Origin of the sequence: Candidatus Nebulibacter yamunensis (assembly GCF_024208055.1) — a bacterium.
In the GTDB taxonomy this organism is placed as follows: Bacteria; Pseudomonadota; Gammaproteobacteria; order Francisellales; family Francisellaceae; genus Caedibacter; species Caedibacter lacustris.
Map to the genome: position 1 here is coordinate 151,763 of NZ_JAMBMW010000002.1, position 15,106 is coordinate 166,868.

At 33.3% G+C, this 15,106-nt stretch carries 13 protein-coding genes; 5 read left to right on the forward strand and 8 right to left on the reverse strand.

Features of this window, described 5'->3' with window-relative positions:
* Positions 1–9 precede the first annotated feature (9 nt).
* The 4 genes from M1V25_RS01715 to M1V25_RS01730 all read right to left on the reverse strand — a co-directional run bounded on the left by M1V25_RS01715 (position 10) and on the right by M1V25_RS01730 (position 2,376).
* A complete protein-coding gene (locus tag M1V25_RS01715; RefSeq protein WP_116963325.1) occupies positions 10–771 on the reverse strand; it encodes a type IV secretory system conjugative DNA transfer family protein in 762 nt (253 codons plus the stop codon).
* Positions 768–1,265 (reverse strand): DotD/TraH family lipoprotein, encoded by a 498-nt coding sequence (locus tag M1V25_RS01720; protein WP_498842252.1) that lies wholly within the window; start codon positions 1,263–1,265, stop codon positions 768–770. The genes M1V25_RS01715 and M1V25_RS01720 overlap by 4 nt, the downstream gene beginning before the upstream one ends.
* A gap of 25 nt (positions 1,266–1,290) precedes the next feature.
* Positions 1,291–1,707 (reverse strand): hypothetical protein, encoded by a 417-nt coding sequence (locus M1V25_RS01725; protein ID WP_239986711.1) that lies wholly within the window; start codon positions 1,705–1,707, stop codon positions 1,291–1,293.
* An 84-nt stretch (positions 1,708–1,791) separates the two neighbouring features.
* Positions 1,792–2,376, reverse strand: coding sequence for a hypothetical protein (locus M1V25_RS01730; RefSeq protein ID WP_116963327.1), 585 nt, complete (start codon positions 2,374–2,376; stop codon positions 1,792–1,794).
* A gap of 400 nt (positions 2,377–2,776) precedes the next feature.
* On the opposite strand from M1V25_RS01730, the gene M1V25_RS01735 reads away from it, so the two are divergent.
* Positions 2,777–3,379, forward strand: a complete 603-nt coding sequence (locus tag M1V25_RS01735) for a helix-turn-helix domain-containing protein (RefSeq protein WP_116963328.1) — start codon at positions 2,777–2,779, stop codon at positions 3,377–3,379.
* A 219-nt stretch (positions 3,380–3,598) separates the two neighbouring features.
* Here M1V25_RS01735 and M1V25_RS01740 read toward each other — a convergent pair whose 3' ends face one another.
* The 4 genes from M1V25_RS01740 to M1V25_RS01755 form a co-directional block, all read right to left on the reverse strand.
* Positions 3,599–4,348: a response regulator transcription factor gene (locus tag M1V25_RS01740; protein ID WP_116963329.1), complete on the reverse strand. Its 750-nt coding sequence runs from the start codon at positions 4,346–4,348 to the stop codon at positions 3,599–3,601.
* 95 nt (positions 4,349–4,443) lie between these two features.
* On the reverse strand, positions 4,444–5,739 hold the full coding sequence (locus M1V25_RS01745; protein ID WP_498842253.1) for a sensor histidine kinase: 1,296 nt from the start codon (positions 5,737–5,739) through the stop codon (positions 4,444–4,446).
* Positions 5,740–6,119: 380 nt separating this feature from the next.
* Positions 6,120–7,214: a hypothetical protein gene (locus M1V25_RS01750; RefSeq protein WP_498842254.1), complete on the reverse strand. Its 1,095-nt coding sequence runs from the start codon at positions 7,212–7,214 to the stop codon at positions 6,120–6,122.
* Between the two features lie 232 nt (positions 7,215–7,446).
* On the reverse strand, positions 7,447–8,655 hold the full coding sequence (locus M1V25_RS01755) for a hypothetical protein (RefSeq protein WP_116963332.1): 1,209 nt from the start codon (positions 8,653–8,655) through the stop codon (positions 7,447–7,449).
* 400 nt (positions 8,656–9,055) lie between these two features.
* Between M1V25_RS01755 and M1V25_RS01760 the strand changes: the two genes are divergently transcribed.
* The 4 genes from M1V25_RS01760 (at position 9,056) to M1V25_RS01775 (ending at position 15,006) form a co-directional block, all read left to right on the forward strand.
* On the forward strand, positions 9,056–10,834 hold the full coding sequence (locus M1V25_RS01760; protein WP_498842255.1) for a hypothetical protein: 1,779 nt from the start codon (positions 9,056–9,058) through the stop codon (positions 10,832–10,834).
* A gap of 380 nt (positions 10,835–11,214) precedes the next feature.
* The gene (locus tag M1V25_RS01765) at positions 11,215–12,939 is read left to right on the forward strand and encodes a hypothetical protein (protein ID WP_498842256.1); all 1,725 of its coding nucleotides are present in this window, start codon (positions 11,215–11,217) and stop codon (positions 12,937–12,939) included.
* Between the two features lie 176 nt (positions 12,940–13,115).
* Positions 13,116–13,697 (forward strand): hypothetical protein, encoded by a 582-nt coding sequence (locus tag M1V25_RS01770; protein WP_498842257.1) that lies wholly within the window; start codon positions 13,116–13,118, stop codon positions 13,695–13,697.
* Positions 13,651–15,006, forward strand: a complete 1,356-nt coding sequence (locus M1V25_RS01775) for a hypothetical protein (protein WP_498842258.1) — start codon at positions 13,651–13,653, stop codon at positions 15,004–15,006. The genes M1V25_RS01770 and M1V25_RS01775 overlap by 47 nt, the downstream gene beginning before the upstream one ends.
* Positions 15,007–15,106 lie beyond the last annotated feature (100 nt).

Genomic DNA, 15,106 nt, shown 5'->3' on the forward strand with positions numbered 1-15,106 from the left:
TAAGCTCATTTATTTTTTGTTATTACTTATTACATCGTGTAGTGGATCAAGCATGACTTGCCATAGTTCAGTATTGCTTTGAAATTGTGGTTCAATTTTTAAATTGATTTCTTTATTATCAATAGCCAGATTATCAGAATCAGATATGATGGCTTTTGTTTCTTTAGTGATGTAAGGTGGAACAATCATATTGCGGTTTATAAGTTCATAATACATAACCATGCCACGAAAATCCCGGTTTAACTTATACACTTGCTGTTTAAAAATATCCACCGCTTGTTCGATACCGCTCTCCCAAGCATAGCGAATAACTGTTTTCCAAATCTTTTGTTCTTCCTCATTTTGTGGAAGTACGGAACGATCAGGTAATTCAGGTTGAGTAAAGTGGGTAATAAGGTAATCACGCCAAGTTGGGACAGTTGAGACGAAATAAGCTTGCCTTGTAATATGATATGACTGACCATTTAAAGTTATTTTACGGTTATCAGTACCAACATTGGATTGATTATAACCTGTTTCAATAATAGGTGGTAAAATGTTGTCACTTAATAATAACGTATTAAAGTTATAGGTCTGATACAACATAGGTGCCAGTTTATCTAGACTTTTATTAATCATGTTTTGACCAACATAGAGTCCACTTTGAATGCCTAACTCTAAAGCAGCTTCTTTAATTGCTTTTTGCCTTAAAGTGAGGTGAGTGCTATCGTATTTTACGATTGGAGCATTTGTGTTCAAATTTTCTAGTTGGTGTAATTCGATTGCTATCATGCTTGTAAATACCTGACACTGATGACTTTGGCTTCTGTATTAATACTTAAGCTTGCTTGTTTACCCGCTTGAACAGCGATATTCCTTAAAATATTAAGGGCAGTTTCTTGTATAGGGGCATTAAGTTGACCAATAATGATGACAATTGGAAAGGGGGGTGTTTTACCAAAGTATTGCACCTTATAATTTACCGCTAAGCCAATTTTAGTTAGCACATTTTCTAACGGACCATAATAAGTTAGTGAAAGTGTTTGCAACAGCTGAGCATCATTAACGTTAGCAAAAGGAATATCAGGGTTGCCATAGCGAATGGTGTTAGAACGATTGAGCTCATTAAGTGAGCTTTGAATTGACTCACTCGAGGTTTTAAGCTCATTAATTACCATATTGTTGATGTACTCAGGCTGGTATTTCTCTGGCGTGCTTGTGTCAACATGACTGCATGCGCTCAGTAGTACTATAGAAAGAGAAAGAATAAGTGATGTAGTTTTCATAAGTTAGAACTCTGATAAAGTTAAATTATTTGCTAAAAATATTTTCGTCTTGTACTTCAAAAGTTTTTGTTGCACCATCTTGTCCCATGTTTTTTGAGATCGTTCCTTGTAACATTTGAATAGCTGGTACAAGGCACATTAAGAATACACCAAGTACAAGGTGACCTGCGCCATGTTTAACATGTTCCCCTTGAGTGCCTTGAGTGGTGTGATGTTTTCTAAAGAGTTGTAATGCACTATATACAAACCACATACCAACCACTGTAGCGACAATTTGAACGAACGTCTTTATTTGTTCAAAAAAAGTGACAATTCCTTGGGCCCACTCACCAAATTTATGGACAGTGCCAGAGGGAGTATCAGCATAACTAATAGCACAAGTAAGCGTTAATAAAAAAACACCAATTAAAAATTTTTTGATGCTAGGGATATTCATTTTCATATTTATTCTCCATTTCTTGGTTTGGGTTTAAGGGTTTTGATTTTTATCTATATCACAGTGAGTAAAAAGTATTTTTTATGGTCTTTACCCAGTCATATATTGTTTAAAGTCATATATATTATTTAAAATTGTCATACAATAAGCCGCATTCATGCCTACAACCCCCGCAATAAGATGACTTACAACTTGTCCAATTCCACCCTCATGTTGCCCTTCTGATACTTTAATTAGTAAAAAAACGCCGCGAATGAGTGAAATAAATCCCACGATTGCAAGTAGTGAAAACACTAAATACTGCTGGGCAATATTAATATCTTTAGACTTCTCTGCCCCATCTGCATAAGCGCTGATCGTATTAATTGGATTAAGTGACGTATCTTGAAACAATGCAGTACTTACCATTTCTAGAAAGCCTGTCATTGACAATAACATAACCCCTGAGAAAAGCATCAATATGGTGGTTGATGGTGCGTAATAGCGAAACATCTGCTGAGTTTTACCATGTTTTGATAAGCGAATAATGGCAATAAATAAGAGGCAAAAGCCTATGATTGTGCCAATGACGCGTATTAAATCAAACACGGTGAAGTCTGTGGTATTTTCAGTACCAATCAGCATTTTAAGTATCCCAACGATATAGTCGATGGCTTCGGTATTATTCTTATCCATGGATTTTCAGCGTTTTACAAGTTGTTTTCGATTGTTTGGCATTTTTTTCTAAAAGCAGTTACTCATCAATAGGTTTGAAATAACTTCATCATTTTGTCTTAAACTTTAATGTAATTTTCTAACTTTCGAAAAATGAATAAAAATAGATAAAGTGTGATCTTTTAAATATTGATTGGTTATCATAATTATGCGTAGTTTTACGCTATTTTTTTTACACTGATCATGTATTATACGCATCTAGTGCAATATTCTTTAAATGAATTTTGATTGCTAATTAAGTATGACACTTGTTAATTTCTGGTTAGTACATTATTAATTTAATATCACTAAGCATTTAAAGAAGACAGCACTAATTGAAAATGGGACGTGTTTAAATATTATGGTCATTATGGGGTTAATTATGACGCAATATCAATTTGCCTTTTTTGAAAAGGATAAGTCTGGAAAATTAGTTAACATTAATAAACAATATTTAAGCTATCTTGGAATACAAGATGAAATCGAGCTTCAAGGTAAGAATGAAGTGGATATAGCAGAGTTAAAACCATTTCATAAAATGTATTCAACTGGAGAACAAGAAGCACGTTTGCTCAAAGGTGTATCGATACAAAAGGAATTATTTTATTTTGATGGAAAAGGTCCTGAGTCAATTATTACTACGCGCACATATATTAATTCAGATAAAGTTGAAATCAGGGGGTTCTTTTTTAAAATAGCGAAAGTACCTGTAACTTGGGATGGTAAGAATCTAACGATATGGAATTACTTCAAACCTGTTAAATTACCTTTGCTTAAGTTTTACGTACTGACATTAAAATGTCGAGGTCATAATAACCTTGAAATTGCTAATCGTATTTTTCGTGCAGAATCTACCGTTAGAAATATCGTTCAGGATTTATATTGTGCATTTGAAGTCTACGACTTTGTGACCTTAACACGTTATTATGACTTAGGAGAATGGTTAAATAAACTGACCATCCAGCTATTGAGTGAATCTTTTTAGCGCAATAATCAGTTAATCTCACCATGAACTCCTTGACACTTAATAACACCCTAAAATAGTGCAACTTGTATAGAGCAATTTCGCTCTCCCCACTACAATTAAACTTAACTCTTGATATAAGAGCATTATCGCAAGCAGATTGTTAAAAGTCCCTTCTTTGTATATATAAAATGAAAAAATACGTTTCATTTTATTATTTTTGATAACTTGGGTGTAGTGTTAGAAAGATATAGTATGATTTGTGTCACTACACTGAATGGGTGCGTTAAACAGATAGCCTTTTCCGTGTATGGTTTTAATTATTTTAGGGTTCTGTGGATCGGTTTCTAGTTTTTTTCTAATACGCATGATCATGATATCAATATTCCGATCATACCCATTGTACTCACGTCCATATAAAGATTGAATCAAGTCATTTCTAGATAAAGTTTGTCCATCGTTTTCAACAAGTAGGTGCAATAATTCAAATTCTTTTGTTGTTAATTCAACAGATACACCATGATCGTTAATTAATGTTCGCTCTCTAAGATCAAAACACCAGTTGTTAAAGTAAATATAATTAGCATTGTGAAATTCTTGGTGCTCCATTGAATTGCTATTTTTAGTCGTTCTACGAAGTACAGCCTTTATAGTGGCAAGTAGGACTTTTGGATTAAAGGGTTTTGTTATGTAGTGATCTGCACCTACCTCATAAGCAAGCACACGATCAATATCGTCGTCGGATGCTGTTAGCATAATAGTTGGAATAGGGTGTTGGCTATGTATTCTCCTACAAAAATCGATACCATTTTCTATGGGTAGATTAATATCCAGTAGCATCAGGTTAGGCTTTTGTAAGTTAATTTGCTCTTGGGCCTCGTTGACGCTTCCCACTGTGATTGCTTTGTAGTTATTTTTTGTTAATGTATCGGATAATAATTTTCTTACGTCATTATCATCGTCAACAATTAAAATTGTAGCTTGTAACATTGTTGTCTTCTCTTAACTATATACAAAAATCATAATTTGAAGATACTTTATACCTTAAAGCCTCTTTGTTCAAGTGAGTTATTTTGATATTTTGACTAGGGCATTTGAAACGCAACTTTAACAGTTAATCCATTTGCATTTTCATTATTGTATATCATTAATTCAGCATTGTTATGCGTCAGTATTTCTTTAACAATAGCTAATCCAAGACCAGATCCTGGTATATTATGACTACGGGCACTGTCAACACGATAAAAAGGATCACATATTTTAGTCAAGTGTGCATTTGCAATACCTGGACCTGAATCAGTAAACAATAAATATAATTGTTGGTTACTTTCTTCAATGTGAACCATAACGCTACCTGCATATTTTATCGCATTATCAATTAAATTTTGCACAACACGCTTTAGTGCCTTATGTTGAAAGATGACGATTGCTTTTTGTAAAGTCGTTGAAAAGCTCACTGCAAAACCGTTAATTTGGTATTCATGACACACTGATTCAGCAAAATCAATCAGGTCAATTTTCTGACGCTTTTCTTTAAAATAGGTTTTCTTTGCATAAACACTAATTTGAGCGAGTAAATATTCCATATCATCATAATATTTAATTAGTTCATCGTGGTATTTTGTTGGGATATTATTGTACATATAAAGCTTAGCTTTAGTAATAGGTGTTTTAAGATCATGTGATATAGCTTGTATTGTATACATTTTCTCATCAATTAAGGTATTGAGTTTACTACACGTTTTTTCCATTAAATCAGCTAGATTCTTGAAGTTAAATGGTTTAGTGACAGTGGAGCCACTGGTTAAATTCAATTTATCTGCCAAGGCTTGCATGCGTAAAAATGGTTGGACCAATTTTTGTTTATAGACAAAGTGGATTGGGATAAGCAAAAGCATGAATATTAAAAAAAGCAAAAGCAAAAAATAAAGATAATAAAGATTGGGAAGCTCAATTTTAAAATTTGCACATTGTTTAAGGTCAACATAGCAAATAGAAACATCTTTTGAGTGAAAAAAAGGAAGGCTCCCAAGCTCAGTTTCAATTTGTTTTCTTATGTCCGTATATAAAAAATAACTATTTTTTTGATACTTCGTAGGAATATCTAACCCAATTACTGGATAAAACGTTGGTTTATCGCTAAAAAAATACGAAATGTAGCGTGGGACACGATGTATATTTGCTTGATCAGAACTTTCTAGTGCATTGTTGTGACGTAAATAGACTTGAAATATTGTATTTGTTAATGAATGCAGCGTTTTATGATACTGGCTATCACGGTATTGTTGGTAGGAAAGAATAATGAAAATAAGGTTTAGTGTCATAAAGATAAGGAATAAAACGGGGAAGAACCAATAACTAAGATGTTTTTTAATATTCACTTTGTTTCCTCTTTATCAAAGTCAAATGCTATAAGATTCTCTATGGTAGAAAATCTACTTCTCTTTTTCCTTCCCTGTCAATTCATAGTGTCGATAAAATAGTTAAGTGTAAGTTTATCTAATAGGCTTATCACGAATCATTTTACAGAGTTTTTGTCTTTGAATTTGATGGTGAGGTTCTTTTGTTTTTTTACCTTTCAGCGTAGATCACTCATACGCTTAACACCACTTCCCCACCTCTTTAAAAATTGTATTCACAAATAAACTAAGATAGCAAGTGTGTCAGTTGATTTATTTGTAAATACATATTGATTTCTGGGATGATTTATTATCTATGTATACAAATTCATTTGCATACATAGAACCTATTGATACGATTTCTAATGAATATGTGAGTTAAGTTGTACTGCAATCTGATTCAAAATAGCCCAATATGCTTGTTCAGGTGTCACAGCGAAGTGTTTAGCTGTAGCTTGTGCAAAAGAGACGATCATTTTTGCAAAGGCATTTTTATCGCTGGCTTGTGCTATAGCTTCATAATTACTTATCGCTGTCAAATCTGTTTTCATTATAAACATCAATGCTTGATAACTGTCGGTTAGTCCTGTTTTATTCTCGGCATTGTGGACAAAATCAATAACGCTTTGTGGTAGTTTTAATGTAAATATTGTTACACCAAAAACTTTGATTGGCACGTTAATATTCAATGCCGATTCTAAGCCATTATTAACATCGACAACAGCTTGAGTGACCCCCGAAACAGTCGCATTTTGGCGCAACAAAGCTACATTTGACTTTAAAATTTCAGGGGTGATGTTATAGACGTCATCAATTGCACCTTGCTTGATTTTGACATAAGCATTTTGTGCATCAATCTGAAGCTGATAGGCCATAGTATTGATTTGTACATAGCTATCCTTGGCATGGTCCATGCCTTGTTTTTGGATGTTTGCCAAACCATAAATCATCATGTAATTTACAAAATGATTAAAATCTTGTGCTTGCTCGCTACTGTTTTCGTTTTTCCAGAATGCAACGCGTGCCTGCCATGCTTTATCAAAGGCGCTCTTATAATTTACTAGATGCTGATCCATAATAGGAAGTATATTGATGTTTTGAAGTGCATTATAGAGTTCTTTGGCTGCATCTTTAGTTTGCTTACTGGCTTCTGTTACATTGACATCTTTATTGTAAATCGGATATTCCTTAATAATTAAATCGGCAAAAGATATACCTTTAGTGATGGTATTGATATAAGATTTGCTCTTTGCTGCATTATAAAATGCATTCAATTGTTTAATACTCTCAGGATTACCAGATAAACTCTCTGCTGAGAAGTTTTGTAAAGATTCGCTAATAATATTTTTGTCAATCGGTGTTTCTTGTGATTGAGCATAATTTGCATAAGATACATTCGCTGTGATAACGGCTATAGATAAAGGTGCTATGAACAGTTGAAGCTTCTTAAAATTCATTTATTTATTTCTCCTTTTATTGATTACATATTGATGTGCACACTATTTCTTGTGAGCGCTGCTGATTCTAATCGCCTTAAAATGAAACGTTTATGAATTCATATCAAAAACGGACAAACTGTCTTTAATTACAAAAGTTATTTTCAGAAAGTAGAAAATTGGGAGGAGTGTAAATTCATTTCTTACAATTCATAAGTCTATAGAGAGAATATGAATAAAATAATAATACTTTTCAGCTATTTGGTGTGACGTAGGTTGTGTTGTTAATATTTAAAGGAACATTGAAAATAGTAGTTGGATAAGGTTTCTGTGTTGTTTTGTGAGATGTGAGTTCAGTATTTGCATTTAAAAATCGATTTTTTTGATAAAGGTTGTAGAGACTTCCAAAAATCACCATCGCTGAACAGAAAATGGTAGTGGCAAGTCCAAAAGTGGCCATATTAGCACCAATGCAAAATAAAACAACTGCCAAGATACCCAGTGCAAGCGTTGTGATGGTATAAAAGTTCAGTGGCTTTTCTAAGCGATAATATAGTTCACGCTTTCTGACTTGACTTTTGCATAGACCCAATGCAAGCGTTGCCTCATGATGTTCATTTGATTTATTTGCGTCAGGATGAGTAAGAAGGTTGTTTTCAAGTGTTTGTAAAGATTGCATAAAGTTCTTATAGCTTACTTCGCTATTTTGACCTTGCTCGATTTTATTGCACCAGTTTTGATAATTTGTGGTGGTTTGTTGTATGATTTCAGATGGAACAAACATTGACAATTTTTCTACACACAAACGTTCATGGATTAAATAATCAATACGAGCATCACATAATTTAGCAGTGCGCTGACTAAGTGCCCATGAAATGACCAAAGCAATTACTCCACCCACTCCTGCTGCAAGTTGGCTCGCAAGGCTTAATGCGCTACAAGTGCTTACCAATAAAGCACTCAGCATAATGCTATTACAGATCATAAGCTGTGATGAGCAAGAAAGATTGACATTTCTTGCCCAAGTATCCTGTTTTTGATCAGCATATATAGCCATAGTTGTAATGATAAGTGTGTCAAATAATTGCCAAGCTAGCCCAATAAATGGTAACTGCATAGTTAGTGGTTTTACAGTAAGGGCGATCAATTCATAAAGGTTACGAAATAAATTTAGCCAATCAACACAATATATATAAGTGTGAACAATTTTTTCAGTCACGGTTGGTAAACCTTGTTGAAAAAGATAGTCAAGTTTTTTCAATATCAGTAGGTCAGCTGGATGATCAGAATGAAATTTCGCACGTAGGAAAGCTTTAAATTCTGGAGATACATTATGAAGGTTTTCTAATTCTAGCAGGGCGCGTTCCCAATGTAGATTTGTTGATCCTTGGTAAGAAAAAGGCCAGAAATCCAGTGTCGGTTTTCGTCGATATTTAACTTCGTTGTTTGTGAAAATTGGCATAATGTTTTTTCTCTTACAATTAAAAAGAAAATCTAAAATTCTAGGTTAAAAGTATCCACTAAAGGGATGTTATGCAATAAAAGAAATTAAATTCAGACACATTGATTATGATCACTTCTGTGACTAATTAGTAAAAATCCTTATTTTATATTTTTGAATTTCAGATAGTGTGGAAAAACCAAGGGGCAGTTGCTTCATTATGAATAAACGAGCTTAATCTAAGGATGAAAGAATTACATAGGCATTAGGTTTTATTGAACAGTTTCTCTATAAACCAATCAATTTGTCCGATAAAAGTGCTAAATATTGTGCCTTAAAATTAAATCTTGTAATTTTATCGCAAGGCGTCAGTACAGATGCTTTGGTAAAAACAGTTAAAAATTAATGTTAGGAGAAAAATATGGCGATTAAAATTTTACTTAAAGGTAGTAATGAATTTTTTACTATTAATAAAAGTACCACTTTTTTTAATAAAGGTAGTAAAGCTGTTGATGGAAATGCAAGCTACTTTGAAACTGGAAGAGCACATAAGCGAGGCGTTTATTCTGAAGATATAGAACAAGCACTAATCGAATTAGCTAAAGTTGAAGCAATAAAAAACGAAACCCCCGGTACATTCGGGGGTATAAAACCAGGTGTATCTGGGGGGTTTAAGATAACAGGGTTAGATAAACATGTAGTTCGTAATGAAAATGGCGATTTTATTTTATCTCCAGAGTACTATCATAAGCTTAGGTTATGTTATAGCTTAGACACTTCAAACAGTGAAGAAACCAGAGCTTCAATAGAGGCTATTACTAACTTAGGGGACATTGTTAGATCTGCTAAGGAAAACTCCGTTGATAATGAGAAAGCGCTTAGAGACTTTAACGCAAATGTAATAAAGCATTTTTTGCAAACTGACATAAAGAATACAGAAGTTCTCCAAGCGAAGATTAAACAGGAAGCTGGAGTATTGCAACAAGCTTTAGAGTTTAATTCCCCTTCTTGGTCACAACGTGCTGGTAATCATATTAAAGATGGATTAGATAGAGTAGTTACGGCTATTGTTAATTTCTTTAAAGATGTATTTAACAAGCTTGGGCTTTTTAAGACTTCTGCTTTAGAAAAAAGACAAGCAGCATTAGAGTTAGAACTACAAGCTAAACTACCTGGAATTTACGAAGATAAAGACATAGTTGGACAACTAAAAAGCTTAATGGCTGAGTTTGATCAATCAAGGAACGTTGGTGTTCCAGTTATGGTAAGTGATGTGTACAGTTTTATAGAAAAAGATTCTTCTCGATATAAATCTTTAATCGATAGCGTCGGCTTAAACAATGCATGTGTAGCGATAACAAATGCGTATCTACCTAAAGAGTTAGATGATAAAAAAGCAAGAGATCAATTAGCACGCAATAATCATAAGCCTAATTACTCGAGAGCTAAAGATAGAACTCAAGGAACAAAAGATGAGCATAGAAAGAATTTTGATCAGAATCTTGCAGAGTATTTCACGCAACGAAGAGAAAAGGAAAATCCCAATCAAAATCATAACAGTGAGGACTTAGATACAGAAGTGAGGGATAGAAGGCTAACTCCGTACCTAAACGCTTATATAAATTCAGCAAAGGGAATAAATAAAATTGGTGAGGTAAATACCCATAGCGTTGAATCTAAAGTTTTATCACCTGAAGATAAATTAATTAATTTGCTTGCATTTATTGATAAAAACACTATGCCAGCAAATGAAGTAAACGGTTGGAAAAATGGTACGTATACATATAATGCAGAGTATCAAGGCAAGACTTACAAGCTTCCTTTTGATATAGTAAAAGCATATCGTGCTCATTACTATAAGGGAAATGAAGTTAATATGGATACCTTAAGCAAAGGAATATTAGAAGATCTAAAAGGTAGCTCATCTGAGAATATTATTACGAAAGTTATACAGCAAAGAGGTGACAATAACTATGGTGTAACGAATACATATCTGGAAGCTTTAGGTGCCGTTAATGGATCTAATCCAGATAAGAGGTTGGTATTAGAAAAAGTTAATAAGAGGAACTCCAACTTTGATAACGTTCTTCAGTATGGTGATATAAACAAACCACAAGTTGATATGAGTCAATCTAATAACGAAAAGCTGTTTGATCGTAATACCCGAACAATACGTAATGAAGCTACATTAAACAATTAAATAGTACGTGATTATAGTGGAGACTAATTAGTAACAATCCAAAAATAAATTAGTCTAATCACTTCACCTCTCTTGGGGGGATTTACTCGCGCTGTTTTTCAGCGCGAGTAAAGAAATAGAAGTACAAGTTTAATATATTCTTTTTGTTACATAAGGGGTCAGATCAACCTTAGTTGTGTTTTACCATTACCACTAGCTGATATGACCCACTTTAAAAGTAAATGAAAATCAAACAATCAACTTAGTATGTCCTGCAAATGGCTAATCTATGTACACAAGTTATGATTTGGTAGCAGTATTTTGAAGCTCCGAAAGTTGTGTGCATAGATGAGCCTATAAAGGTAGGAATAATTTAACATAAGATAGTAAATAGGTGAATCATGATAAAATATCAACTAAAAGAAAATGGTGGTAATAACAATAACGATTGTTTAATCATAGCAATTGGTCGTCTAGCTAATCCAAATTTGAGTGAGCAAGCAGCAGTAGTAAAAGGCTGGCAGGCTGTTTTTGATGGTGTTAATACTATGGAAACAGACGCTTTAAAAATGCTTTATACCGAATTAAAAGGTGCTTACGTAGAAGATATTGATAATATTAACAATTATTTTTCTTTAGATTTTAACGATGATAAAACGATAGAATCATTCGAAACTGAACTAAAAAAAACATTTGGGGATAATAATTTATCACCAGAAATTATGCAAGATCAGTTGCATGATAAAGTCAAGCAAGAAGTTACGGGTTTTTTAAGGCATTTACAACAGCAAGAAAATCTTCAAAAGTATGTTGAATTGCTTAAAATCATTCCTGAGGATAAAAAACAAAATCTGATGCTGGTATCTATAGATCATTTAAATTCTCAGCCTGGTCAGGTATATGAAAATTTTCGAGAATTCATTATAGCAGGTAAGGTACCACATTTTCTGGTACACAATGGTATGCATTATAGCAATATAGTACCAACTACTATTGACCATAATGCATACGACCAAGCTATTGATCCAGAACCTTTAATCAAAAAAGCCTTTGCTGATCTTATGAATGATGCTTTAGCAGATGCTGCTGGATTTACCCATCCTAAAGTTCTTAAACAATTAGAAAATGGTAATGAGAATCCAAAATATACGTTTGAAATATTAGAGCAAGATATTAAGCTAGAGCAGGATACTCGAAAAAATCGTGCTAAGGTTGAGGAGAAACTGACTCAATTACTTCAATTTGTCAATGATAATATCGATCAGCAATATCTTAACAACACACGTTATACCTACCAGCTTCAATATAAAGGGCATACCTACAGCGTTCCTTGGAGTTTAATGCAAGCATATGACCCTAGAAAGTTCGGTAGTTACGACGAAAATAGAATATTACAGGGGTTGAAAGCGGATCTTGGAAAAGAAAATGCGGTTGAAATTATTTCTCAAAAATTACGTGCGCCTATGTATGGTACTATATGGAATAACACATATGGGGTAACAAATCAGTATTTAAATAGCCTGGTGAATGCAAGTCAGTTCAATGAAGTGATTATGACAGCTGATGAGAAAAAAGGAACTTATCAATCCTATTTTTTAAACGAATTGAGCGAAATTTTGTTTGATAATCAAAAAATGATTGACGCTTTGGTAGCACTTGAAGTGTTACGTTCTAAAACAGGTGAAAAATTAGATAATTCGGTGATAAAAGCGGGGCTTGAGGGTTTAAATACAGCTAATTTATTTGATTATCAAACAATAGCAGATAATTATAAATTGGATTCTTCTATTTCTGCTGAAGCACTTGATCAATATGGTGTGAAGAGTAATAGTTGGTCAGAAGCGCAACGGTTGTTTTTTGGTACAGCGATAACTTGTGCGGCAAACAAGACGTTTCAACATTTTATTCCGCAAGATCATGAAATTAATTCTGAAAATGATTTTAAAAAGCTCGAATATTTAAAACCAACTGGTGGATTGTATCAAGACCTTATAAAGAATTCTATATACCAAGATATTATCCAATCAGCAAAGAATAATTGGGCTGTAGAGAAGGATAATGAATTCAGTTTATTTAATCCTAAAAACCAAGAATACTTATTAGCTAACAACAATCTAAATAAGTAAATGTAATATGTAAATTTAGGCGTAAAAGCTTTTGTAACGCGAATAGGAGGAAATAAAACCACAATTTATTTTTTGCTAGTTTTGCTGGTTTGCAAGCAGTTTTCAAAAGAAGCGGCAAGAAAGGTCGGTTTTTTGCTGACATTATAAAACATATATTTGTATTATGGGTGCGCTATATGTCTAAGATTTTAAAACTAATGCATAAAAATGGGTATAGCATTGATAGTGAAGGTATGTGCTATGGAATAGCTCATGTTGCTATACTATCGGCTTTAAAAGGCAAGTTTAATGATTATGAAAATCGCTTAGAAAAGATACAGAGCAAAGATAATAAATTGTCATATCAAAGCAATGATGATTTGGATATTCTTGCATTTTTTGATGAGGTATCCTGCTTCTATTTTCAACAATCTTCGGAACTAGTAAAAGAGCAAGACCAATATGCAAAAAAAAATCTAAAAGAAATTTTTTCAGGAATACAGGATGCTGTTTTTGTATCTCAGAAGTTGAAGAATTTGAGTCGAGAAAGTCATGACGCGCTTTATTTAAAAAGCAAGCACCTTAAAGTTTTTAATAACGATAATACTAGCCATTTTGAAAGTTTCTTAAACACTTTGAAAGGCACTTCCAAGCAATTTGGGGTTTCTATATCGTCGATTGATCATACAATTGCAGTTGTTTTTGATAATAATAAATGGAGATTGATCAGTCATGATAAGGTTACAACGAGTGAAACGTTATCACCATCTTTATATTAAAGAAATATTTAAAGTTATAAATAATAATGAAAAGCATTTTGCAGTTTCCATAATCGAATATGCCAACCACCCAATTTCTGAACAGGCACCTGAAAAGTACGATATGCCCGATAACATTATGAATATTATAGAAGCCACAAATCTCATGGTGGTGGCAAACAATGAGGGGCATAACCAGGCAATTGAGGCATATGTTAAAGCTGTTTTCAACTCAACACTAGATGATCAGAAAAAATTTGATCTGCTGTTGGCAAAAGATTCTGATGGAGATCCTTCGATTAGAATGGCATTTCAAAATGGCCACCATCAGGTAGTTGAGGCATATGTTAAAGCTGTTCTTAATTCAACACTAGACGATCAGAAAAGATTTGATCTGCTGTTGGCAAAAATTTCTAACGGTGGTCCTTCCATTAGAATGGCATATCGAGAATTATCGAAACTGACTCAATTACTTCAATTTGTTAATGATAATATTGATCGGCAATCTATTAGCAATACACGTTATACCTACCAGCTTCAATATAAAGGGCATACCTACAGTGTTCCTTGGAGTTTAATGCAAGCATATGATCCTAAAGTGTTGAATGATTATAACGCAGGAAGGATATTGCAGGGGTTGAAAGAGGATCTTGGAAAAGAAAATGCAGCTGAAATTATTTCTCAAAAGTTACGTGCACCTATGTATGGTAATTTATGGAATAACACGTACGGAGTGACAGATCAGTATTTAAATGGTCTCATGGATTTAGATCAGTTGAACAAAGTGATCATGACATATGATGAGAAAAAAGAGGTTGATGTTAAAACAATTTTGCATTCAAAACTAGATGATCAGCAAAAGTTTAATTTACTTTTTAACGGGAATCCTTCTATTAGAATGGCATATCGAGAATTATCGAAACTGACTCAATTACTTCAATTCGTTAATAGTAATATTGATCAGCAATATCTTAATAACACACGTTATACCTATCGACTTCAATATAATGGGAACACTTATAGAGTTCCTTGGAGTTTAATGCAAGCATATGGCCCTAGAAAGTTTGGTAGTTATGATAAAGGGAAGGTATTACAAGGGTTAAAAGAAGATCTTGGAAATAAAAACGCTGCCGAAATTATTTCTCAAAAGTTACGTGCGCCTATGTATGGTACTTTTTGGAATAACATATCTGGAGTAACGAATCATTATTTGAATAGCCTAGTGAATTCAATCCAGCCCAATAAAGTGGTAATGACAGAGAATGAGTTTAGTTTATTTAATTCTAAAAAAGAATTAAATAACAACGAGTTTAATAAATTCTTAGGATAGGTAAATGTAATATATAAAAAAGCTAAAAAGAGTAAAGTTAATATATTGCTTTGGTTGATTGCCTATTGTTTTCAAACTTAAAAAACCAAGTTTACGTGCT